Here is a 20,020-nt window from a genome sequence, read left to right on the forward strand (position 1 = left end):
ATCGACCTGATAGCGGCTAAGATTTAAGCCGCCCCAATCTCTGCTTTATCATCGTAACCCAGTTGCAGGTCATCTGCTATCCGGTTGGCCGTGGGTCTGCTCCGGAGAAGAATAAGCATCAGCACAACCGATATGAACAAGTAAAATAAATTAGCACTTAACATAAAAACTACGATACTAAAAAGTGATGACCCATTCAGCAAAGCTGCTTTGGTGATAAAAGCAGTTTGGTAACCAGTCACTTTACTTTGCAGATCAGTTTTTTGTGATAAGCGTTCGATTTGTTTTTTAAATAAAAAGAAGCCCGCGACAATACAACCGAAAGCCAAGGCAGGGACAACAAAGAAAAAAACATCTTTGGTATCCCTGGCATTAAAATATAGAGCTCGTGTGCCTGTGGCAACTACAACGCCTGCAAATAACACTTGCCCGGCAAGTAAGGCGCCGTGTATAATTTTCGCGGTTTTAACAACAGCAACGGGACTTTGCTGTACAGGTGTGTAGTTGTTCATTTTTGCGACTGATTTAGTACTGCATTATACAAAATTCCGTCTCATTATTATCGTTATTTTCAGGAATTAATTTAAATATACGTTTGCACATCAGGACTTATTTTATCCAGGTAAATATCTGGCTGGATGATCACAAAATGGATCAAGCCATACTCATCCTTTACCCGGTTACGGATTCGCGAGATAGCTTCATTAAGCTGCCCGGTATCCAGGTTAGGTTTAAATGCGATGATGAGCATGAGTAATATTTCGCTTGGCGATTGATAGGTTGACAGGATGTGCATCAGCTTCAACACATCGGCATCATGCTCCACAATTTCGGTAATCCTGGTTTTGGTTTGCTGGCTTATCCCCTCGCCCATTAATAAACTGCGGCTCTCACGTGCCAGTATAACAGATACCCCAACAAGCAACAAGCCTACCAGTAAGGAGGCCACACCATCCAGATAATCGAGGTGATAGTGGTGCCCGATGAACAGGCAGGTCATCACGATAAACAAGCCGATAACGGCCGCGCCATCTTCAAAGAGTACCAGGAAAGTGGATGGATCTTTACTATTGGTGATGGCCTGCCACCAGGTTTGATTGCCCCGTAATTTATTAAACTCCTTTGCCGATATCATGAACGAAGTTCCTTCGAACAAGATAGAAGAACAAAGCACCACATAACTCCAGGTTGGGTTACCCGGCACATCGGGTTTGATGATATGGTTAATACCCTGATAAATAGAAACACCGCCTCCCAAACCAAAAATAAGTATAGATACGATGAACGAATAAAAATATAATTCTTTGCCATAGCCAAAGGGGTGCCTGGCATCGGGCTTCTTTTTACTTTGGTGCAAACCCAACAAAAGCAGCAATTGATTAGCTGTATCAACAACCGAATGCACACCTTCGGCAATCATGGCGGCGCTGTTACTCACCACACCTGCCACAAATTTGGTTACAGCTATCAGCAAATTAGCCGCAAGCGCACTATAAATAGATTTTTTTGACGACGCCATACCCTATCCCTAATGCTTATAGCTGCTATTTGTTTCAATTAAAAGAAATCCACTGTTTTGAGAAGCTAAACGACTCAGCACATGACAATAACAAACTCATTATCAATAAAATGAATTACTGTTTTCGAATTCATTGAAACCATATTGGATTAGCAATGTTATCATATTAGTTAATTTATAAAACATTAAAGAAATTAATTATGAAAAATTCAAGAATAACAGCAGCGGCCATTGCATTCACATTTGCGGCTTCTGTGGTGTTTGCCGGTAATCACAAGGCTGATAATCTGCAAAAAACTAATGGATTGAATATAAAGACAGCCTCTGTGGTTACAGATACCATTCCGGATAAGAAGAAGAAAAAAGCACCAAAAGCGCCAACCCCGGCACCAAATCCTACACCAAGCCCTACGGATCCAACTAATCCAAGCCCTACACCTATGCCAACTCCAAGTCCAAATCCTAGTCCTAACCCAACACCTACACCAATGCCAAGTCCAACGCCTTCGCCTTCTCCAAATCCGTCACCAAGTCCAAGCCCTACACCAACACCAACACGCCCGGTTCAATAGTTTAATAAAGATTACTATAGAGCAAAAAGGCCCACTGTGTTTCCACAACGGGCCTTTTAAATATGGTGGAATGCAATCAATTGTGGATGATGCAGGACTATGTATTTCTGATTAACTTAAATATGAGATGAAAACCCGTCTTAATTGCTTACAAACGTATAAGGCAAATTGGTGAATGTGCCCGATAATATTTGTTGTACGTTAATGGATATAATATTACCGTTCTGGTCTTTATTAACTTGCTTGGAGGTAAATGAATAAGTACCGGTGATTACTTTTTTAACAGAATCGATAGCGGTTGTAGTAACTGAGCCTGATCCTGGGTCTACAGTGCCTATCTGGGTAAAATTACCATTAATTAATGCCTGGGTATAATAAGCCAGTTGAACGTTGTTAGTAGCGTCAACTTTATAAGTTGCAAACGGGAAACCAGCGGTATTTATGCTATTTGGCACAGCTACGCTGATGGTTACTTTTTGCTGTAAAGCTATGCCGCTAACAGAAAAAGTCTTGGTTTTGGTGGCAGAATTATAGGTGATAGCAGCGCTTACCGTATCCGGATTCCACGCAGTACCGTTAATATTAGCAGACAGTATTTTATCGGAAATAGTAGAAGCAGAAGTAGTTACGTCCTTTTTACAGCTTTGGATACATATAGCTGATAAAAGTAACAGCATCAATAGTTGAGTTTTCTTCATATATAAATTTTATGCAAATAACGCTTTTTACGAAGTAATAATTACAACCGAAGTTGCTTTTTTCACATATTTTAACATTCTGCAGGGGTACAGTATGTAATTGAAGTTCGCAAATTATAAAACAATTGATTTTAATTAAGCATATTAGGCCTTAAAAATTTTAAACATGATTAACGTAAACGAATATTTTGAAGGCGCAGTTAAGTCGCTGGCTTACACAACCGGGCAGGGCCGCAGTACTGTTGGTGTTATTGAAAAAGGCGAATATGAATTTGGTACATCGAGCCATGAAACCATGACCGTTATTGAAGGCCGACTGGATGCTTTATTACCTGGTGAAACTAACTGGCAATCATTTACCGCCGGGCAAAAGTTTGAGGTAGATGCCAACACCGTATTTAAAGTTAAAACAGAAGTACAAAGCTCATACCTGTGCACCTACCGGTAAAACCACCTTGTTGATAACCTGCAGAATAACGAGGTAAAAATAAAAAGGACATTATTTGTAATTATAGAGCTGATGTTTTATCTAATTACAAAAACATACCAACCATTTAAATGGTTAACCTAAACATCAATACCAATAATTAAAAAACAATGGATACTTCACTTATTACTACCAGTACCTCTTTAGAGGGTTATCGCGTTACCAGGCATTTAGGCGTTGTTAGAGGCATTACCGTACGCAGTCGAAGCGCACTTGGTAATATTGCAGGTGGCTTTCAATCACTTTTTGGCGGCAGGCTTTCTATTTATGTGGAGCTATGTGAAAACGCCCGTGAAGAGGCTTTTCAGCTTTTGGTACAGCATGCACAGGCTTTGGGCGCTAATGGCATTATCAATATGCGTTATGATGCCAACGAAGTGATGCAGGGCATTACCGAAGTGCTGGCCTACGGCACTGCCGTAGTAGTTGAAAAAGTGTAAAACCGATATATGTTTTGTTCAAGAAAGGAGCGACGATCAATTGTCGCTCTTTTTTTCGCCCATAATAATGCCGGGGAGAAACAAAAAAACCGGCCATAGGCCGGTTTATATAAAACAAGATCAAAAATATCTGTTCATTTAATTAAAATACGATAGCGGGATAGTCTTCCACATACCGTTAGCCAGATGACCAATCAATAATTCGTAAACCAGGTAAACCGGCCAAAACAAATAGTGTATCAACAGCAATATCAACGAGTGGTTATAATACCAGCTGATCATCAGCGTGTACAAGCCTAATACAAGGTATAATATACTGGTTTCTCTTTTCTTCATTATTATTTTAAGCTAATGTAATAATTCGGCTTAATTAGTACAATTTTTCATGTTGTAAATTACACTATAATCGGCATTTGTATTGGTTTGCTCTCTGCCGGTTTTGGCATCATAGCTATAGGGCTTTTGAGCAAGGGCATTTCCCCTTAACTGAAATTCCACATTCATACTATCCTTTGAACCTTCCTGTGTAAAGATCCACACAGCTTTGATGGCGTTACCGGATAGCTTCCCGGTGATAGTTCCCTTACGGGCGTCTTTTTCTTTCGGAAGCCAGCTCATTTTTCCCGTTACCGCATCGCCATTGATAAGCATATTGACCATGGTGGTATCCTGAGCCTGTTTGCCATCGGTATGGTAAAAGCAATATTGCATGTTTACCATAGGTGCATCGGCCTCATTGGCCAGCATTGTATCTTTTTTACCGCCTGTATCCAGTTTATCAGTGGTATTGCTATGGTTGCCTGAGCATGAGGCAGCCATCATCCCTGCTACCAGCAGGCATAGGTTTATTTTTATGGCCATTTATAAATATCGATATATCATATGACAAATTAAACAGCAAAAGGTTCAATACCGCTTTGTGATATTTACAAACTGATTTACAAATAGTTACAACAAAAATCTACAACATACCAGCGCATAAGCCCACTATGGTGTGCAGAAATGGCATAAATTGGAAAAACTAATGGAGATGAATTACAATGGTTATGCAGTGTAAACAATACCTGTTACACTACATAAATTGTAAATTGGAGTTTATACTTTCTTTTCGGGCGGAGTTGATACAATCTCGCCAAATTCATTAACATAAGCCAGCATGCTTTCGAGGTCGCCGCCACTGCTGTTTTGCTGACGCTCCTGTTTACGCAGTTCTTTTTCTTCTTTCTTTTTTTGCCTGTTTTTTTCGAGCTGTTTTTTCATGAAGGTTGCTTGCGATTTAGCCATATTGATTAAAAATTTAGTTAAACAATGTGCTATTCCCGGTTAAAACCTGTAAAACCCTATCAACTGAACAAAAAGTTCTACACAAAACATGCATGAAGAGGAGGATCATCAATTTAATTTCCGGGCAGCAACGGTATCAGCGGGGATAAAAATGAACCCTGGTCAACAAGGATTGATTAGCGGTGGCTATATGGGAAATAGCAGTAAATTTTCCGTTTGTGATACAAATATACGATTTTTTAGCAAAATCCACGCATGTACCCTCCCGATAGTTTGAGACCTCTGGCCCCGGCTACAGCACTTCCAAATCCAAACTCACAACTTTTTTTTATATTGCTGCCTCAAACCCCAATTACCTATTATGAAACGCAGAAACTTTGTACAAAACTCTGTATTGGCAGGCGCATCATTACTCACCACCGGACTTTTAAAAACTGATCCCGCAGCAGCAGCCGAGATCACTTCCCCTGATACCGGTAAACCTTTTCATTTAAATTACGGCATTCATGACGGCATGTTTAAAAATCATGCCGGCGACGATTTTATTGATCAGATCAAGTTTGCTTATGATCAGGGCTTTCGTAGCATAGAAGATAATGGGATGGCCCACCGACCGGCTGATCAGCAGAAAAAAATTGGTGATACACTGGCCAAATTAGGAATGGCTATGGGCGTGTTTGTACAGCCGGGGCTAGGTAATGATTCCAACCTGTTAGCATCGGGCAAAGCCGATTATCTCGATAAATTCATAGCCAGTTGTAAAGAGGCTGTTGAAGTAGCCAAACGCATCAACGGAAAACTGGTTACCGTAGTTCCCGGTGATTTTGTGCGCAACCTGCCTATCGGCGTACAAACGGGTAATGTAATTGAAGCCATCAAAAAAGGCACCGCCATTATTGAGCCTCATGGCCTGGTAATGGTACTGGAGCCTTTAAGCGATAACCCCGACCTGTTTTTACGCACACCAGACCAGGCTTATGCCATTTGTAAGGCAGTTGGTAGTCCTTCGTGTAAAATTTTATATGACATGTACCATGTGCAGCGCAACCAGGGCAATATCATCCCTACGCTTGATTGGGTTTATGATGAAATTGGCTATTACCAGATTGGCGATAACCCCGGCCGAAAAGAGCCAGGTACAGGCGAAGTCAACTACAAAAACATATTCAAACACATTTATGATAAAGGATACAGGGGTGTATTGGGTATGGAACATGGCACTGCAGGCGCTGGTAAAGAGGGTGAACTGGCCCTGATTAAAGCATACCGTGAAGCTGATAGTTTTATATAGAAAACCGCCATCACAAATAATGAATTTGAAAACGCCTAAGCGCCTAGTCCTGGCTATCATCAGCTTACTGTTTACCGCCCACTTTGTAAAAGCTCAGGATACGCTGTTTGCCCGCAAAATGGTTGATACTTTAACCTCGCCTTACTTTTGGGGACGTGGTTATACCAAAGATGGCGCACATCGTGCAGCCAATTTTTTAGCTGCGCAGTTTAAGGCTTATGGTGTAAAACCCATGGATGGCAAAAATTACATGCAGGAGTTCAGCTACCCGGTAAATACCTTTCCGGGTAAAATGAAGGTAGTAATCAATGGTACAGAACTCAGGCCCGGTATAGATTACATTGTGAGTCCCGACAGTAAGGGCCTAACCGCTACAGGCAAGCTGGATCAAATTGATAGCACACACTTTGTCGATAAGGAAAATCGGGTGGTTTTATCAATTGAAGATAAACTCACCTGGTCTGTAGAAGGTAAAACGCTTGATTATACACTGATACAAATGGATAAAAAGTTGGTAAAACAAAGACCGGCAACTATTCAGATCGATATTGAAAACCAGCTGATCCCTGATTTTAGAACGGCAAACATCTGTGGAATTGTCAAGGGCACTTCTAAGCCCGACTCGGTACTGGTTATCACCGCACATTACGATCATCTGGGCGGCATGGGTAGCAATACCTATTTCCCGGGGGCCAATGACAATGCCAGTGGGGTTACCCAATTATTAAGTCTGGCCAAATACTATGGTGCACATCCGCAACGCTACAGCATGGCCTTTATTTGCTTTTCGGGCGAAGAAGCCGGGCTATTAGGCTCTAAGTATTTCACTGATAACCCGCTGATCCCTTTAAAAGACATCCGCTTTCTGATTAATCTGGATCTTGATGGCACCGGTATTGAAGGCATTACCGTAGTGAACGCAACCATCTACCCCAAAGAATTTGCTGCTTTAAAACAAATAAACAGCCAGGGCAATTACCTGGTGAAAGTAAACCCGCGCGGAAAAGCCGCCAACAGCGATCATTATTATTTTACAGAAAAGGGAGTTCCTGCTTTTTTCATATATACATTGGGTGGTATCAAGGCTTATCACGATGTTTTTGACATCAGCAAAACTTTACCCCTTACGGAATATGCCGATTTATTTAAGCTTATCCTGAAGTTTAACAGCAGCCTGATGACAAAACAAAGGGCAACCATATCATCAGTCAATTAGCAGGTTCGGGGTTCCAGGTGCCTGGTTTCTGATTTACTTCATTATGCAGAACTCCGGCTTTTGTCTTATCTTGAATCCTGATTCTTAATTCTCTATCATGCTTAACCTTAATTTTGACCCGTTTCCTGTGCTCAGTACCGAACGTTTGCTATTACGGAGGTTCACTTTTGCCGATGCTCCCAGGCTTTTTGAGCTGCGAAAAGACCCGGTTATTATGCAATATATATCCCGGCCGCTCGCAAAAACGCTTAATGATGCTATAGATCTGATAAAAGTTATTAACGATTTACTCAAGGGCAATAATGGCATTACCTGGTGCATTACGCTTAAAAACGAACAGGAGTTTATTGGCAGCATAGGGTTTTGGCGTATAGAAAAGGAGAATTACCGGGCCGAGATAGGCTATCTTTTAAACCCGGCCTATCAGGGCATGGGAATTATGCAGGAGGCCATAGAAACCATCATTAATTACGGTTTTGGGCCTATGAACCTCCACACGATACAAGCAAACGTGAGTCCTGATAACCTGGCATCAATAAAATTGCTTCAAAAGAACAACTTTACACAGGAAGCCCATTTTAAGGAAAATTATTTTTTTAACGGCGCATTTGAAGATACCGTTGTTTATACGTTATTAACAAAAACTTAAATGTGTTAACAAAATATTTACCTCAGGTATTTTGAATTAAAAATTTTTAATGCATGTTTACAGCATAAAAACCAATTATAGCTAAGTGCCGAAACAATTCGGCTAAAATGGGGTTAACAATTATTAAAAACAAAAGAACTTATCATGGCAACAGAAAAAGGAAGCGGCATTACCGCGTATTCAGTAAAAACCAAAACTAAAAATGTACCAATGATCGATCCTGTTATCGACGTAAAGTCAGGAAGATACATTGCAACAGGTAAAGATAGCGCAGGTAATAAAATGGCCGCTATCATGGGAAAAGCAACTGCCGAAGAGCATATCAAAAACGGTAACGCCAAAAAAGGCACTGGCTGGTAAATAGCACAATAAAAGCCCCGGTATTAATACCGGGGCTTTTATTTTACCCCTCCTACTTATCTCTCCCTCTTCGCTTGGCTTCTACAGGCATTATTGAATAATTTTTGAACTAAAATTTATTTTCAAAATACCAACCAACTACGTGGTTTTTACGCATTTCCGGTACTTTTACGCAAAAAAAATGGGTGAAAACACCTATTTTCCTTCATTCCTATTTGTTTTAATTTTGCTAAACCTGTTAATTAAAACGAACGAGCCGATGTCTGTACGTATTCTTTGTATAAAAACCGATGCTAAACTGCACAAAAATCCTTATGTAGCTATTGATTCATTAGAGTGGGTAAATGAGCGCATTAACGTAAAAGGAGTTACCGAAAGAGCTAAACTTTATGACTGGATAAAGGATGCCGACGGAGAGGCTTATGTTATTGACGAGTATGGCAATAAAACCACGCTGATCCCTGCTCTTTGCCCGGATGGTAATAAATACGTTAAAACCGTATCTGACGAATCAAAACCTGATTATTTATTGGCTTTACCGCAGAGCGCATAATATCTAATTACTCAGGCCACCCTTTAAACGGATTTAAAGATAAAGCCGAGTTGTAATATTTTTTGTCGCCCGTAACCTCTACAGTAATCCAGGGAGGTAACTTAAACTTTTCCGCCTCATCTTCCAGTTCAATTTCTGCTACCAGCAGGCCTTGATTTTCGCCTAAAAAATCGTCTACTTCCCATATTTTACCTTCATAGTTAATACAATAGCGAGTCTTTTCCAGCTCTGATGTTGCAAAATTATTCAATAACTCTACCCCTTCGTTAACCGGGATAATATATTCATATTCCAGGCGACTAATGCCTTTTGTTTTCCCTTTAATAGTTATATAACCATGCTCGTCGGTAACACGCACCCGGATAGTTTTAATATCATCACTTAAAATATACCCCTGACGATAATGTTTACCTGCGGGTTTACTAAGCTGGCGCCATTGTTCGTGATCAACCAGAAACTTGCGTTCAATTTCAATGCCCATAATTTTTTATACCTGGCCGGTAAATATAGGGATGAAAATAATAATTAGGGGATGACATCACACCGCTTTTTTAACCGCTATAGCTATCCCCGTGGCCCAGCATTGTTTGGTGAGCACCAGGTCTGTCCGTTGTTCCAGCACTTCCATCAACCGGATAGCTTTTTCATGATGACCATCGGGCCAATTGGGCTGAGGCAGCATATCATCAATAATATATAAACCACCGGGGTTAAGCATAGCTATAGCTTCATCAAGCAACAGATACTTACCATGCCAGGTATCGGCAAAAATATAATCGAACTTTAACTGCTTGTTTTGTTCAAACCAGTCGGCACCATCCATACAAATCAGTTCCAGCCGTTTATCGTTGCCCAAAAACCGATCGGCAATAGCCAAAAAACGGGCATCATTGTCGATAGAAATAAGGGTAGCCGCAGCCTCCATACCATCCAGTATCCATGAGGTTGACAAACCGGTACCCGTGCCCAGCTCCAGGAATTTACCACCTGGTTTTGCAGCAGCCAGCGTTTTCAACAAGCTACAGGTTAAAGTATCAGAAGCCATGGTAAAACCCGATTCGATGGTAGCCCTGTCTATATCGGCGTAAGCTTGCGGGTAGGGCTGATTTATTTGCTGGTTCATAAAATATTGTTTCAGATAAAGTTTATTTTTGTTGATTCTCTTTACAAGTATATCAACAAAAACTTTATTTTAAAACAATAAATAGATATTTCATACTAAAAACCATTTTAGTATTTAGAATATTAACTTTATTTTATTGGATAAGACTGTAACGTTCCATTAGTCAGGTTAAGACAAAGTAACTGCTGCATAGGATAATTGAATTTACCTGCGGGGATACCCATAAAAAACAGCTTACTCCCATCTGGGTATTTGTAAAGAAAGCCGATATCAGCGTAACCTGTACTGATTTGCCACGCAACTTTACCATCAGGCAAAAGGGCCGTAAGCAATAACGGCGCATTATTTTCTGTAGATGCTTTGTGCATGACTATCAACCCTCCGTTACTTAGGCGAATGGGGGCATGGATATGATTATAATTATTGGCAAACAGCCGATAGGTTTCGCTTGTAGCCAATGAATCAGCGAACTGCAGGGAGCGTTGCTGCGGATCGGTTAAAAAGCCGCCGTATATATATACAGCCTCACTCACTTTTTCCCAATTGCCGCTAAGCTTGTCGGCAGGATGGCTATATAAAAACCGCCTTACCGATTTCTCCGAACTACGGTGCTGTACCGCTTCCCGCATATTGCTTGCCTGTAATAACTGTACTTCCTGATCATCCAGCACGGCCAGGCCTTGTTTACCATCGTCATAAGCCTGTACCATCAACCCATCATATGAGGGTTGGTTCTTGCGTTTAAAATACTTATCAGGATTGTTGAGGTTGATAGTGCCTGTTTTTAAGGTGAGGCCGTTGATACTATAAAAAAGCCCATCGGTACCTTTAAAAAGCACCGCCTGCAGCGAATCATTATAAGCAAATTTAATATCGCTGCTATTGTACGATGTAAAATCCTCTTTGCTCATTTTATCCTTAACGGTTTCAAAATGATCATTTTGGGCAACCACCTCCCCTGTTTGTTTATCGATCACATATAATTCATTCCGCAGAAAAAATAAATATTTGGAAGATTGACCCAGCAATGCCGCAAGGCCAAAATCCTGGTCGCGGTTGTTTTTAGCATCAAGCAGTACCCTCCATAGTCTTTTACCGTTTTCCAGATCAATAGCTTCGGCATACCGCTTGTTATCGGAATAGGTTTCTGTTGTTCCAGATTCATGGGTAACTACGGTGGCCATCACCGCATGTCCGTTCATATGATAAATTAAGGCATCTGCCTGAGCATAGGTGGCTGCACCACTATTGATCATGCTGATTATACCCCAAACAATACCACTAATAATCAATATAGGTAATAAAAAAAGTAAAGAGAAGCGCCAGTAATTACGCTGAGATGGTAGTACGCCAGGAGGCCAGTTATGTTGTTGCATAAGGTAGTTTAATCAAAAACACGGTGGCTTTTGATTTGTTTGGTCTGCTATCTGCACAAATTAAAAATCGCATAACGCCATATGCGTTATGCGGCCAACTATTTATTTTTATTAAATGATTTAATGACAAACCATCATTAATTCTATATCCAAACTACTTTTTGTTCGCTTTGATGGGCTTTCCCAATAATATCTCCATACAGTTCTGGTTTTCTGGCCTTGATGTAGCGATAACCGCCAGCCAGGGTTAGTTTATCGGCATGAATATTGGCAATGGTAATTTCATTATCCAATGATCTGCACTCGGCTATCACATCGCCATAAGGATCAATAACCATCGAACATCCGTTTTTAAGCTGATCATCATCCATACCTATTGGGTTAGAGAAAACTGCATAAACTGCATTATCATAGGCCCGGGCAGGCAACCATTTCATCAGCCAGGCACGACCTTTAAGTCCATCAAATTCTTCCCGTAATTGTTTTGCGCTGCCTATTTTATCCTTCCAAAGTATAGCATCAACAAAACCGGCCCCGGGACGGGTAGATGGCGTACACATAGTTACGTGTGGCATAAAAATAATATCGGCACCCAGCAGCTTGGTAGCCCTTACATTTTCAATAACATTATTATCATAACAGATCAGGATACCGCATTTCCAGCCTAAAATTTCAAAAACAGTATAGCTGGTACCTGGCTGTAAATGAGGATTTATAAACGGATGTAATTTGCGATGCTTAGCCACCAGGCCGTTTTTGTCCACACATACCTGGGCTTTAAACAGGTTATCATTTTCGTCTTTTTCAAACAATCCGGCCAGTATAACAATGTCAAATTCGCGAGCGTAAGCGGTAAGTGTCGAAATGCTTTCTCCTCCTGGAATTACTTCGGCCAGGTCAAGCATCTGTTGTTTATCCAGGTGCCGGGCAAAAGTGTACCCGGTAACGGAGCATTCATGAAAGGCAATCACATCGGCCCCCTGCTGCGCCGCTTTTTGCGATAACTGTTTAATAATTGATAAGTTATAGGCTTTGTCGCCGCTCTTGTTTTCGAACTGGGCTGTAGCTATTTTTAAGTTTTCCATATGCTTGGTATTTAATATACAGCAAAACTATGGCGGCGTTTAAAGACTACCTTGTAAAAAACCGACATTTACAAAGAGACTAAACCTGCATAAAGTTAATAGCCAGCAGGTTATTTATTTTATAGGCTGATGGAGTTATACCAATGTTCTTTTTAAAATAGTTATTGAGGTGTGCCTGATCATAATAACCGCTCTCATAAGCCGCATCGGCAATTTTTGTGTCTTGTGGATGCCTTTGCAAGTTCTTTAAAAAATACTGCAGCTTCACAATGGCGGCGAAGCGTTTCGGCCCTATCCCGATATACTGGTTAAACCGGCGTTCGAGTTGTTTTTCGGTTATAGGTAAAGCATGCAGCAAATGGGCTACAGATATATTTCCCTTGCTGTTATCTATCAGTTTTAAGGCTCCTGTAAGCGCCTTGTCGGGGTACGAGCAACCTGCCAGCTTTTTAAATACAAAGTTTTCGATGTGTTCAATCTTGTTTCGGATACCTGTTTCATTTAAAACCCGGTCTTCCAGCTCCTCTGCATCGCTTTTAAAAAGTTCATTTAGTTTGATCAGGCCGTCGTTTAATTCAACAGAAGCTATTCCGGATAAAGCAAACAGGCCATAAGGTTGGAATACCACTACCAATATGTCTAATTTCCCGGTGGATATCAGATTTTTGTATTGGGTTAACTGCCCGTAAACAAAGCTACTGGGATGGATATATGCCTTGTCTGCAGCTTGTTGTACCAGCGGTGTTTTGAAGTAAAAAACCATCCCCGGGTTACCGTCAGAAAACAAACGGTAATTAATTGGCTCGCTGCAATTGTTTTCCAGTATCAAAAAGTGCTTAATGATATGAGCAAGATGCGGTGATGGAGGTATTTGCATACGTAAACCTGGTAATGAGGTAAAGTTACAAATTTCTGAACAGATACATTCCGGATACAGATTCATGCGCCTTCTTTCAAAAAAAGTAACAATCGTGTTATGATACCCCCAGTGCAACATATTGCTTATAACTTTCCGTTGATACAGAAAAAGCTATAATTTTGTGTGTTGCCTGTGCTCTAAACGGACACTTTACTATCATTTAAATTTATCGTGATTGTAAAAAAATGTTAAATGACAGGTGCGTCCGGCACGCTGCAACCCTAAATGTTTATATTAGCCCCTGTTAGCCGCTTTATATTATATTAATGATATCTAGAAAAATTTTACTCCTAATTTCGCTGTTATTCTCTTTTGGTTTTGCTGCTTCGGCGCAACAGGATAGCATACCCTTAAATACGCTTATTCAAAAAACTGCTAAATTTCAAAGCAGCTATCCTATTGAAAAGGTTTATCTGCATTTAGATAAGCCTTATTATGCCGTGGGCGATACCATTTGGTTTAAAGCTTATGTAACGGTTGAAAAGCACCAGCCATCGGGTTTAAGCGGTGTGGTTTATGTTGATGTGATCAACAGCCAGGACTCTGTTATGGAAAACCTGCGTTTACCTGTAAAAAACGGCTTTGCAAACGGTAACATTACCCTTACCAGCGAAACCTATAAACAAGGCCCCTACCGCATCAGGGCTTATACCAACTGGATGCGCAATTTTGATCCCGACTATTTTTACGACCATACCATTAACGTAGGTAATGCTATTGACAACCAGGTAAATACCTTTATCAGTTATAAAAGTTCGGAAAAAAAGGGCACCGTAAAAGTTGATGCGGATATTCTTTATAAAGACCCAACCAATGCCCCCTATGCCAACAAAAAAGTGAGCTGGCAATTGGTACGTAACGGCGATCCCATAACCAAAGGCAGCGGCCGTACCGACGATAAAGGCCATCTACTCGTGGATATACCCGAAAACGAATCTGCTACCATAACATCCAGTTCATTGGTAACCGCCATTGATATGGGCGAACGTAAATCGGTTACCAATTCATTTTCCTTAAGAGGTGCCGTAACTGCCTATGACGTACAGTTTTTTCCGGAAAGCGGACAGCTCACCAATGGCATACGTTCAAAAATTGCTTTTAAAGCCATCAATTCCAAAGGATTAGGGACTGATGTAAAAGGAACGGTTACTGATGACCAAGGTACAGTTATGGCCTCTTTTACTTCAGCACACCTGGGTATGGGTGTATTTGCTATAACACCCGAAAGTGGAAAAACATATACAGCTAATGTTACCTTTCCAAATGGTTCTACAGGCACCTATAAACTTCCACGGGTACAGGCTATGGGTATTAATCTGTCCGTATTTAATACCGATGCTGATAATCTTACGGTTAAAATATCGGCTAACGAGCTATTCTTACAGCGCAAACAAAACAAAAGCTTTTACTTGGTTGGACAAAGCGGAGGGGTTATTTACTATGCGGCTCAAACTGTGCTGCAAAATGCCGCCTATACAGCCAATATCCCAAAAAATAAGTTCCCAACAGGTATTGTACAGTTTACCTTGTTCTCATCCGGGGGATATGCTTTATGTGAGCGCATAGCTTTTGTACAGCATAATGACCAGTTAAATCTGGCTCTAAGACCTGATAAACCATCTTACACAACCCGGCAAAATGTTAGGATTGCCCTATCAGCAAAAAACAGTACAGCTCCTGTTGAAGGCAGTTTTTCTGTAGCCGTACTTGATGATACCAGCGTACCTACCAATGAGGACTCAGAATCGACTATATTAAGCAACCTGTTACTTACATCCGATCTGAAAGGATATATAGAAAAACCTAACTATTATTTCAACAAGCCCGACCAGGAAAAACAGGACAACCTGGATATCCTGATGCTTACACAAGGGTATCGCCGTTTTTCATACGAAGATATACTGGCAGATAAAAACCCTCCTATTTTTATTGCACCGGAGCAGGGCATTGAAGTATCAGGCATATTAAGAACTACCACCGGGCTGCCGGTAGGTAAAGGCAGCATCCGCCTGCTGATACCAGACCGTAATTTTTCGGCAGAAACGGTAACTGATTTATCGGGTAACTTCAAGTTCAGTAACGTGGTAGTGATGGATACCTCTAAAATAACCCTGAGCGCCCGTAACAACCCTAATGGCAAAAACATGGTGATTAGCGTAAACGGCGAATTGTACCAGAAATTAACCAAAAACCCTAATCTGCCAGATGAAATTGTAAACATAGATAGCGCCATGCGCCCATATCTGGATAACAGCCGCAAACAATATCAAAATTCCCGTGTGCTGAAGGAAGTAGTGGTAAAATCGACCAAATTTGAGAAAAAACCGAGCCATAACGATTATGGGACGTTCGCAGGATTACCGGGCCAGGCCGACCATGAAATATCCGGCGATCAGTTAAAGGATTGTCCCCTGCTAATCAACTGTCTAAGCACTATGGCCTTTGGTTTAACTTATGTAGACAATAACTTTTATATCACCCGCGATTATAATGCCGGCAAAAAGGTTCCTGTGCAGATATATGTAGGCAGCATGCCTGTTGATGTAAACTTTCTATCGAGCATGACAGGTGCCGAAGTTGCCTCTGTAGAGATCTTTTTAAAGGATGGGGTAAGTGGTCTTAACCGTATTAACCAAACCAATGGTATACTTCTCATCAACAAAAAGGTGATCAAAAAGGAAAAAATAACACTGGCTCAGTTACAGGCGCTTATTCCCAAACAAAACGTAGTTACTTTTGGCATACAGGGTTATGGTAAATCCAAAGAGTTTTACATGCCTAAATATGATGTTACCAAACAAAGCTCGCTCGGAGCCGATTTGCGAAACACCATTTACTGGAATCCGAAAATAATAACCGATAAAAACGGTGTAGCCTCATTCAGCTTTTTTAACAGCGACGCCCGCGGATCATACCGTGTAATTATTGAAGGTCTGGATGCCGAAGGCGATCTTGGCCGGCAAGTAATGCATATCCAGGTGAAATAGAGATTCTTGGAGTAAGGATTTTGGGAGCAAAGATTATTGGAACAAATACAGCAAAAAGTCTGTCAATCTTTACTCTAAAAATTCTTGCTCTTTACTCCTAATATCCTTGCTCCAAAAGTCCTTACTCTTTGCTCCCAAAATCTTAGCTCCCAAAGTCTCCAAAGTCCTTGCTCCTTACTCCAATAAATGATAACTTTATGATACACATAAACTTATCATTATGGATTTTTCACACATCAACTGGCTGGCCGTGGTAGCGGCTGGCGTATCGGCATTTTTAGTTGGCGGTATCTGGTACTCTCCATTGTTATTCGCCAAACCCTGGATGGCTGATAACAAGCTTAATCCCGATGAAGTAAAAGCCTCCAATAAGGGCCGCATCTTTGGCTTTTCATTTTTCTTTTCCATCATTATGGCAGTTAACCTGGGGATGTTTCTGGCCGATGCCAAAACCAATGTATCCTGGGGCGCCACTGCGGGTTTTTTGGCCGGGATATGGACATTCAGTGCCATTGCTATACAGGGACTATTTGAGCTGAAAAGCTGGCGCCTGATATTTATAAACGGTGGTTATAGCCTGATATCGTTAACCCTGATGGGAACCATTATAGGTTGGTGGAGATAGACGATGGGAAATCCCAAAATCTAAACCCGAAATCCTAACTTTTAGGAGCCAATATCTAAATTTACAATATGGATGCAAGGACGCAGACTATACTGAATCTGTTTCATGAGTCGTGGACAGAAACATTATTGCGATATGATGATCTCATAACCAATTACTCCGGTTTTGAACGGTTTAAACCTTTAAGAGAATTTATTTTAAAACTACAGGTACAGGACGAGGATAAATATTTTCGCATTGGTACATCAGTGCATTATCTTATTATCTCCAGATCAGTAAACCATGGGCTACGAACGGACCAAAAATACATCAAAATAGATGTAATAAATGAACATGATTATTACGTAACATTTCGGGAAGATACAGTAACCTACCGCGAATACCGGCTCCAAACTCTTGATGATCCCCGAATGTACAAATTACTCAAAACACTAAAAGATACGCTTGTAGATTAATACATCATCTGAGACACATGTGATGTGTCTCTACGTTTGTTTTCTTTAGTAATTTAAGACGCATTACATGCGTCTTAAATTACACAATCTTCTTACACCCGATAATGATCGGCGCGCCAATTTTTGATAGCCTGTTTAATTTCACTGGCTGACAGATTTTCTGCTATCGCTTTTTCTATTAGCGGAATCAGTTCATCATCCGGCGCGAAACGCAGAGCAGCTATCTGCGCTATGGTAAGCCGGCTATCCATCGGTTTGCGGGTAAGTATAAAATAACGTAAACCCTCCTCGGCACGAATGGCCCTGTCCTGCGCTTTTAGCGGGAACATACGTATAAACAGGCTCATGAGCAAACAACAACCAAAAAGCAGCAGGATGAGCAATGCACTCAATAAGTTGGCCGAATGCCATTGCAATACTACATTAACAACTGAAACTATCAATCCAAAAATGAGCATAGCGCTCAGCAAATAATGAAATCCTATAACAGTGCGTTTGTGATTGGTCAGGTTTTGAGATGCCATGGTTTGTTTTTGAGCGAAAGATACCACTAAATTAATATCCTTACTCTTTGCTCCAAAAATCCTTGCTCCTAAATTCATTATTACAATCGGGTTATAATATTTTTAAACAATGCAGGCATATTTGAGTTGATTTTAATAACAACAACTTATACTATGGCAAACACATTTGAAAAAACGTTCACTTTAGGTGGCGACTATACCATAAATCGCCTGGGCTACGGTGCCATGCGCATTACCGGCCAGGGTATTTGGGGCCCGCCTAAAGACAAGGATGAATGCATCCGTGTACTTAAACGCGCTGTTGAACTTGGCGTAAATTTCATTGATACCGCCGACAGCTATGGCCCCAACGTTTCAGAAGAGCTGATAGCCGAAGCGCTTGCACCATACCCTGCCGGACTGATCATAGGAACCAAGGGCGGTTTCCTGCGTACAGGCCCCAATCAGTGGAATATTGATTCATCCCCGGCTCACCTGCAGGAAGCCCTGGAAGGTAGCTTAAAACGCCTGAAACAGGACAGTATCGACTTGTATCAACTCCACAGGATAGACCCTAACATACCCGCCGAAAAAACTTTTGAGTTTTTACAAAAAGCACAACGGGAGGGCAAAATCAAGCATATTGGTCTGTCGGAAGTAAGCGTCGATCAGATTAAACATGCCCAGCAGTTTTTCGAAGTGGTATCCGTTCAAAATATGTACAGTGTGGATAACCGTAAATGGGAGGCCGAGCTGCAATATACCCGCGAGCAAAACATCGCCTTTATACCCTGGTACCCATTAGGTGGTGGTAATGTAAAAGGCGAACAGATATTACAGGGTGTGGCCGATAAATATAGCGCAACTATACACCAGGTTGCCCTGAGCTGGTTACTGCACCACTCACCAAACATCCTGCTTATTCCGGGTACATCAACCGTGGAACATCTGGAAGAGAATATGAAAGCAGCTGATATAAAACTGGATGATGCCGACCTGCTGATTCTTGAGGGTCTGAAAGACACCAAATAAACAAGCCCATAAACCAGGAAAAATAAAGGGATGCCATCAAATACGGGTATCCTTTTATTTTTGTATCATCATCAAATACATGAAGAGTAAAGAAGAGATCCTGAACAGCTATAATACCACCGGCAACGATGGTTTACCCGAAATATCGGCTCCCGACCTACTAAAGGCCATGGAGACTTACAAAGAACTATACGCAGAGGCTGCCTTCAACGCGGCCCGCCAAATGAAGGATAATGCCTATGAATTTACTACCTATGCCGATTACGTCAGCCATATCCGCCAGGAGGCCCGCCAGTTAGAGGAGAACCGCGACGGATTTACCGGGGCCATTACCCTGGCTGCCAACAGCGTACTACCGCATTTTATACCCCACGATCGCTCCGTAAAAGAATTTTCCTTCAACTTTACTATGCAGGGTAAAACTTATACCGCGTTTTATAAAAAAGATGCTGATGGCTATTGGCAATTAAACAACTGGACCGCCGCCGATTAATATGCTGGCAGGCTAAGCGATCAAGCGCAGTAATATTCTGGTGGGCCGGCTATCCAACCACAGCTACTTTAAACGGCTTTACATCAACCGATTCCCATATTTTTTGGGTGATGTAGGGATCACTTTGCCGCCATGCTTCCAGCGCTTCATCAGTTTCAAACTGCATGATCATTACGGAGCCTATCATATTACCGTCGTCATTCAATACAGCTCCGCCCATGAGAAAATTACCCTTTTCTTTGAGCTCTTTAAGGTTATCTAAATGATGCGGACGTACATCCATGCGGCGCTGCAAAGCACCCTCATCTGTATAATCATAACCTGTGACCAGATATTGCTTCATAATTAGTGAA

General features: G+C 41.3%; 26 protein-coding genes. 13 read left to right on the top strand and 13 right to left on the bottom strand.

The genetic code is table 11. From position 1 onward, the window contains the following. Window positions 1–23: 23 nt before the first annotated feature. The gene (locus tag G7092_RS08940; protein WP_166088292.1) at window positions 24–512 is read right to left on the bottom strand and encodes a hypothetical protein; all 489 of its coding nucleotides are present in this window, start codon (window positions 510–512) and stop codon (window positions 24–26) included. A 71-nt stretch (window positions 513–583) separates the two neighbouring features. Beyond that, a complete protein-coding gene (locus tag G7092_RS08945; RefSeq protein ID WP_166088294.1) occupies window positions 584–1,519 on the bottom strand; it encodes a cation diffusion facilitator family transporter in 936 nt (311 codons plus the stop codon). 200 nt (window positions 1,520–1,719) lie between these two features. Between G7092_RS08945 and G7092_RS30520 the strand changes: the two genes are divergently transcribed. Further along, window positions 1,720–2,091, top strand: a complete 372-nt coding sequence (locus G7092_RS30520; RefSeq protein WP_202985242.1) for a hypothetical protein — start codon at window positions 1,720–1,722, stop codon at window positions 2,089–2,091. Window positions 2,092–2,231: 140 nt separating this feature from the next. Here G7092_RS30520 and G7092_RS08955 read toward each other — a convergent pair whose 3' ends face one another. Then, window positions 2,232–2,789, bottom strand: a complete 558-nt coding sequence (locus tag G7092_RS08955; protein ID WP_166088296.1) for a hypothetical protein — start codon at window positions 2,787–2,789, stop codon at window positions 2,232–2,234. 166 nt (window positions 2,790–2,955) lie between these two features. Here G7092_RS08955 and ppnP point away from each other — a divergent pair, with 166 nt between their 5' ends. Beyond that, on the top strand, window positions 2,956–3,237 hold the full coding sequence (ppnP, locus tag G7092_RS08960; protein WP_166088298.1) for a pyrimidine/purine nucleoside phosphorylase: 282 nt from the start codon (window positions 2,956–2,958) through the stop codon (window positions 3,235–3,237). Window positions 3,238–3,386: 149 nt separating this feature from the next. Further along, window positions 3,387–3,716, top strand: coding sequence for a YbjQ family protein (locus G7092_RS08965; protein ID WP_166088300.1), 330 nt, complete (start codon window positions 3,387–3,389; stop codon window positions 3,714–3,716). A 138-nt stretch (window positions 3,717–3,854) separates the two neighbouring features. Here the strand turns inward: G7092_RS08965 and G7092_RS08970 are convergent, their stop codons facing one another. The 3 genes from G7092_RS08970 to G7092_RS08980 form a co-directional block, all read right to left on the bottom strand. Then, window positions 3,855–4,052, bottom strand: coding sequence for a hypothetical protein (locus G7092_RS08970; RefSeq protein ID WP_166088302.1), 198 nt, complete (start codon window positions 4,050–4,052; stop codon window positions 3,855–3,857). A 30-nt stretch (window positions 4,053–4,082) separates the two neighbouring features. Continuing rightward, a complete protein-coding gene (locus G7092_RS08975; RefSeq protein ID WP_166088304.1) occupies window positions 4,083–4,577 on the bottom strand; it encodes a hypothetical protein in 495 nt (164 codons plus the stop codon). A 234-nt stretch (window positions 4,578–4,811) separates the two neighbouring features. Further along, a complete protein-coding gene (locus G7092_RS08980; RefSeq protein ID WP_166088306.1) occupies window positions 4,812–5,000 on the bottom strand; it encodes a hypothetical protein in 189 nt (62 codons plus the stop codon). A 361-nt stretch (window positions 5,001–5,361) separates the two neighbouring features. Here G7092_RS08980 and G7092_RS08985 point away from each other — a divergent pair, with 361 nt between their 5' ends. The 5 genes from G7092_RS08985 to G7092_RS09005 all read left to right on the top strand — a co-directional run bounded on the left by G7092_RS08985 (window position 5,362) and on the right by G7092_RS09005 (window position 9,069). Beyond that, complete coding sequence (locus tag G7092_RS08985) at window positions 5,362–6,291, top strand: hydroxypyruvate isomerase family protein (RefSeq protein ID WP_166088308.1); 930 nt, start codon at window positions 5,362–5,364, stop codon at window positions 6,289–6,291. 19 nt (window positions 6,292–6,310) lie between these two features. Beyond that, window positions 6,311–7,507, top strand: a complete 1,197-nt coding sequence (locus G7092_RS08990) for a M28 family metallopeptidase (protein ID WP_166088312.1) — start codon at window positions 6,311–6,313, stop codon at window positions 7,505–7,507. Window positions 7,508–7,604: 97 nt separating this feature from the next. After that, on the top strand, window positions 7,605–8,156 hold the full coding sequence (locus G7092_RS08995; RefSeq protein ID WP_166088314.1) for a GNAT family N-acetyltransferase: 552 nt from the start codon (window positions 7,605–7,607) through the stop codon (window positions 8,154–8,156). A 144-nt stretch (window positions 8,157–8,300) separates the two neighbouring features. Then, window positions 8,301–8,516, top strand: coding sequence for a hypothetical protein (locus G7092_RS09000; RefSeq protein WP_166088316.1), 216 nt, complete (start codon window positions 8,301–8,303; stop codon window positions 8,514–8,516). Between the two features lie 259 nt (window positions 8,517–8,775). Continuing rightward, entirely contained in the window at window positions 8,776–9,069 is a 294-nt protein-coding gene (locus G7092_RS09005) for a DUF3892 domain-containing protein (RefSeq protein ID WP_166088319.1), read from the top strand. 7 nt (window positions 9,070–9,076) lie between these two features. Here the strand turns inward: G7092_RS09005 and G7092_RS09010 are convergent, their stop codons facing one another. The 5 genes from G7092_RS09010 to G7092_RS09030 all read right to left on the bottom strand — a co-directional run bounded on the left by G7092_RS09010 (window position 9,077) and on the right by G7092_RS09030 (window position 13,596). Next, window positions 9,077–9,550, bottom strand: coding sequence for a CYTH domain-containing protein (locus G7092_RS09010; RefSeq protein ID WP_166088322.1), 474 nt, complete (start codon window positions 9,548–9,550; stop codon window positions 9,077–9,079). A gap of 57 nt (window positions 9,551–9,607) precedes the next feature. Further along, window positions 9,608–10,192: an O-methyltransferase gene (locus tag G7092_RS09015; protein WP_166088324.1), complete on the bottom strand. Its 585-nt coding sequence runs from the start codon at window positions 10,190–10,192 to the stop codon at window positions 9,608–9,610. Window positions 10,193–10,320: 128 nt separating this feature from the next. Next, entirely contained in the window at window positions 10,321–11,568 is a 1,248-nt protein-coding gene (locus G7092_RS09020) for a PA2928 family protein (protein WP_166088326.1), read from the bottom strand. A gap of 143 nt (window positions 11,569–11,711) precedes the next feature. Next, window positions 11,712–12,653 (bottom strand): nitrilase family protein, encoded by a 942-nt coding sequence (locus tag G7092_RS09025; protein ID WP_166088329.1) that lies wholly within the window; start codon window positions 12,651–12,653, stop codon window positions 11,712–11,714. Between the two features lie 79 nt (window positions 12,654–12,732). Then, window positions 12,733–13,596 carry an AraC family transcriptional regulator gene (locus G7092_RS09030; protein WP_166088331.1) on the bottom strand — a complete coding sequence of 288 codons (864 nt, stop codon included), beginning with the start codon at window positions 13,594–13,596 and terminating at the stop codon, window positions 12,733–12,735. 242 nt (window positions 13,597–13,838) lie between these two features. Between G7092_RS09030 and G7092_RS09035 the strand changes: the two genes are divergently transcribed. From G7092_RS09035 to G7092_RS09045, 3 genes are all read left to right on the top strand, one after another. Beyond that, a complete protein-coding gene (locus G7092_RS09035; RefSeq protein ID WP_166088333.1) occupies window positions 13,839–16,559 on the top strand; it encodes a carboxypeptidase-like regulatory domain-containing protein in 2,721 nt (906 codons plus the stop codon). Window positions 16,560–16,779: 220 nt separating this feature from the next. After that, window positions 16,780–17,184: a DUF1761 domain-containing protein gene (locus tag G7092_RS09040; RefSeq protein ID WP_166088335.1), complete on the top strand. Its 405-nt coding sequence runs from the start codon at window positions 16,780–16,782 to the stop codon at window positions 17,182–17,184. Window positions 17,185–17,252: 68 nt separating this feature from the next. Next, window positions 17,253–17,639: a hypothetical protein gene (locus G7092_RS09045; protein ID WP_166088337.1), complete on the top strand. Its 387-nt coding sequence runs from the start codon at window positions 17,253–17,255 to the stop codon at window positions 17,637–17,639. Between the two features lie 92 nt (window positions 17,640–17,731). Here the strand turns inward: G7092_RS09045 and G7092_RS09050 are convergent, their stop codons facing one another. Beyond that, the gene (locus G7092_RS09050; RefSeq protein WP_235953803.1) at window positions 17,732–18,241 is read right to left on the bottom strand and encodes a DUF6526 family protein; all 510 of its coding nucleotides are present in this window, start codon (window positions 18,239–18,241) and stop codon (window positions 17,732–17,734) included. Window positions 18,242–18,316: 75 nt separating this feature from the next. Between G7092_RS09050 and G7092_RS09055 the strand changes: the two genes are divergently transcribed. Continuing rightward, window positions 18,317–19,174 (top strand): aldo/keto reductase, encoded by an 858-nt coding sequence (locus G7092_RS09055; protein ID WP_166088339.1) that lies wholly within the window; start codon window positions 18,317–18,319, stop codon window positions 19,172–19,174. A 79-nt stretch (window positions 19,175–19,253) separates the two neighbouring features. Further along, window positions 19,254–19,667: a hypothetical protein gene (locus tag G7092_RS09060; protein WP_166088341.1), complete on the top strand. Its 414-nt coding sequence runs from the start codon at window positions 19,254–19,256 to the stop codon at window positions 19,665–19,667. A gap of 49 nt (window positions 19,668–19,716) precedes the next feature. On the opposite strand, the gene G7092_RS09065 is transcribed toward G7092_RS09060, so the two are convergent. Beyond that, window positions 19,717–20,010 carry a YciI family protein gene (locus tag G7092_RS09065; protein ID WP_166088343.1) on the bottom strand — a complete coding sequence of 98 codons (294 nt, stop codon included), beginning with the start codon at window positions 20,008–20,010 and terminating at the stop codon, window positions 19,717–19,719. Between the last annotated feature and the right edge of the window lie 10 nt (window positions 20,011–20,020).

Origin of the sequence: Mucilaginibacter inviolabilis, assembly GCF_011089895.1 — a bacterium.
Lineage (GTDB): Bacteria > Bacteroidota > Bacteroidia > Sphingobacteriales > Sphingobacteriaceae > Mucilaginibacter > Mucilaginibacter inviolabilis.

Bases quoted from the DNA above. Each gene is read 5' to 3' on its own strand.
- G7092_RS08940 (WP_166088292.1), bottom strand. From the start codon at position 512: ATGAACAACTACACACCTGTACAGCAAAGTCCCGTTGCTGTTGTTAAA.
- G7092_RS08945 (WP_166088294.1), bottom strand. From the start codon at position 1,519: ATGGCGTCGTCAAAAAAATCTATTTATAGTGCGCTTGCGGCTAATTTG.
- G7092_RS30520 (WP_202985242.1), top strand. From the start codon at position 1,720: ATGAAAAATTCAAGAATAACAGCAGCGGCCATTGCATTCACATTTGCG.
- G7092_RS08955 (WP_166088296.1), bottom strand. From the start codon at position 2,789: ATGAAGAAAACTCAACTATTGATGCTGTTACTTTTATCAGCTATATGT.
- ppnP (WP_166088298.1), top strand. From the start codon at position 2,956: ATGATTAACGTAAACGAATATTTTGAAGGCGCAGTTAAGTCGCTGGCT.
- G7092_RS08965 (WP_166088300.1), top strand. From the start codon at position 3,387: ATGGATACTTCACTTATTACTACCAGTACCTCTTTAGAGGGTTATCGC.
- G7092_RS08970 (WP_166088302.1), bottom strand. From the start codon at position 4,052: ATGAAGAAAAGAGAAACCAGTATATTATACCTTGTATTAGGCTTGTAC.
- G7092_RS08975 (WP_166088304.1), bottom strand. From the start codon at position 4,577: ATGGCCATAAAAATAAACCTATGCCTGCTGGTAGCAGGGATGATGGCT.
- G7092_RS08980 (WP_166088306.1), bottom strand. From the start codon at position 5,000: ATGGCTAAATCGCAAGCAACCTTCATGAAAAAACAGCTCGAAAAAAAC.
- G7092_RS08985 (WP_166088308.1), top strand. From the start codon at position 5,362: ATGAAACGCAGAAACTTTGTACAAAACTCTGTATTGGCAGGCGCATCA.
- G7092_RS08990 (WP_166088312.1), top strand. From the start codon at position 6,311: ATGAATTTGAAAACGCCTAAGCGCCTAGTCCTGGCTATCATCAGCTTA.
- G7092_RS08995 (WP_166088314.1), top strand. From the start codon at position 7,605: ATGCTTAACCTTAATTTTGACCCGTTTCCTGTGCTCAGTACCGAACGT.
- G7092_RS09000 (WP_166088316.1), top strand. From the start codon at position 8,301: ATGGCAACAGAAAAAGGAAGCGGCATTACCGCGTATTCAGTAAAAACC.
- G7092_RS09005 (WP_166088319.1), top strand. From the start codon at position 8,776: ATGTCTGTACGTATTCTTTGTATAAAAACCGATGCTAAACTGCACAAA.
- G7092_RS09010 (WP_166088322.1), bottom strand. From the start codon at position 9,550: ATGGGCATTGAAATTGAACGCAAGTTTCTGGTTGATCACGAACAATGG.
- G7092_RS09015 (WP_166088324.1), bottom strand. From the start codon at position 10,192: ATGAACCAGCAAATAAATCAGCCCTACCCGCAAGCTTACGCCGATATA.
- G7092_RS09020 (WP_166088326.1), bottom strand. From the start codon at position 11,568: ATGCAACAACATAACTGGCCTCCTGGCGTACTACCATCTCAGCGTAAT.
- G7092_RS09025 (WP_166088329.1), bottom strand. From the start codon at position 12,653: ATGGAAAACTTAAAAATAGCTACAGCCCAGTTCGAAAACAAGAGCGGC.
- G7092_RS09030 (WP_166088331.1), bottom strand. From the start codon at position 13,596: ATGAATCTGTATCCGGAATGTATCTGTTCAGAAATTTGTAACTTTACC.
- G7092_RS09035 (WP_166088333.1), top strand. From the start codon at position 13,839: ATGATATCTAGAAAAATTTTACTCCTAATTTCGCTGTTATTCTCTTTT.
- G7092_RS09040 (WP_166088335.1), top strand. From the start codon at position 16,780: ATGGATTTTTCACACATCAACTGGCTGGCCGTGGTAGCGGCTGGCGTA.
- G7092_RS09045 (WP_166088337.1), top strand. From the start codon at position 17,253: ATGGATGCAAGGACGCAGACTATACTGAATCTGTTTCATGAGTCGTGG.
- G7092_RS09050 (WP_235953803.1), bottom strand. From the start codon at position 18,241: ATGAATTTAGGAGCAAGGATTTTTGGAGCAAAGAGTAAGGATATTAAT.
- G7092_RS09055 (WP_166088339.1), top strand. From the start codon at position 18,317: ATGGCAAACACATTTGAAAAAACGTTCACTTTAGGTGGCGACTATACC.
- G7092_RS09060 (WP_166088341.1), top strand. From the start codon at position 19,254: ATGAAGAGTAAAGAAGAGATCCTGAACAGCTATAATACCACCGGCAAC.
- G7092_RS09065 (WP_166088343.1), bottom strand. From the start codon at position 20,010: ATGAAGCAATATCTGGTCACAGGTTATGATTATACAGATGAGGGTGCT.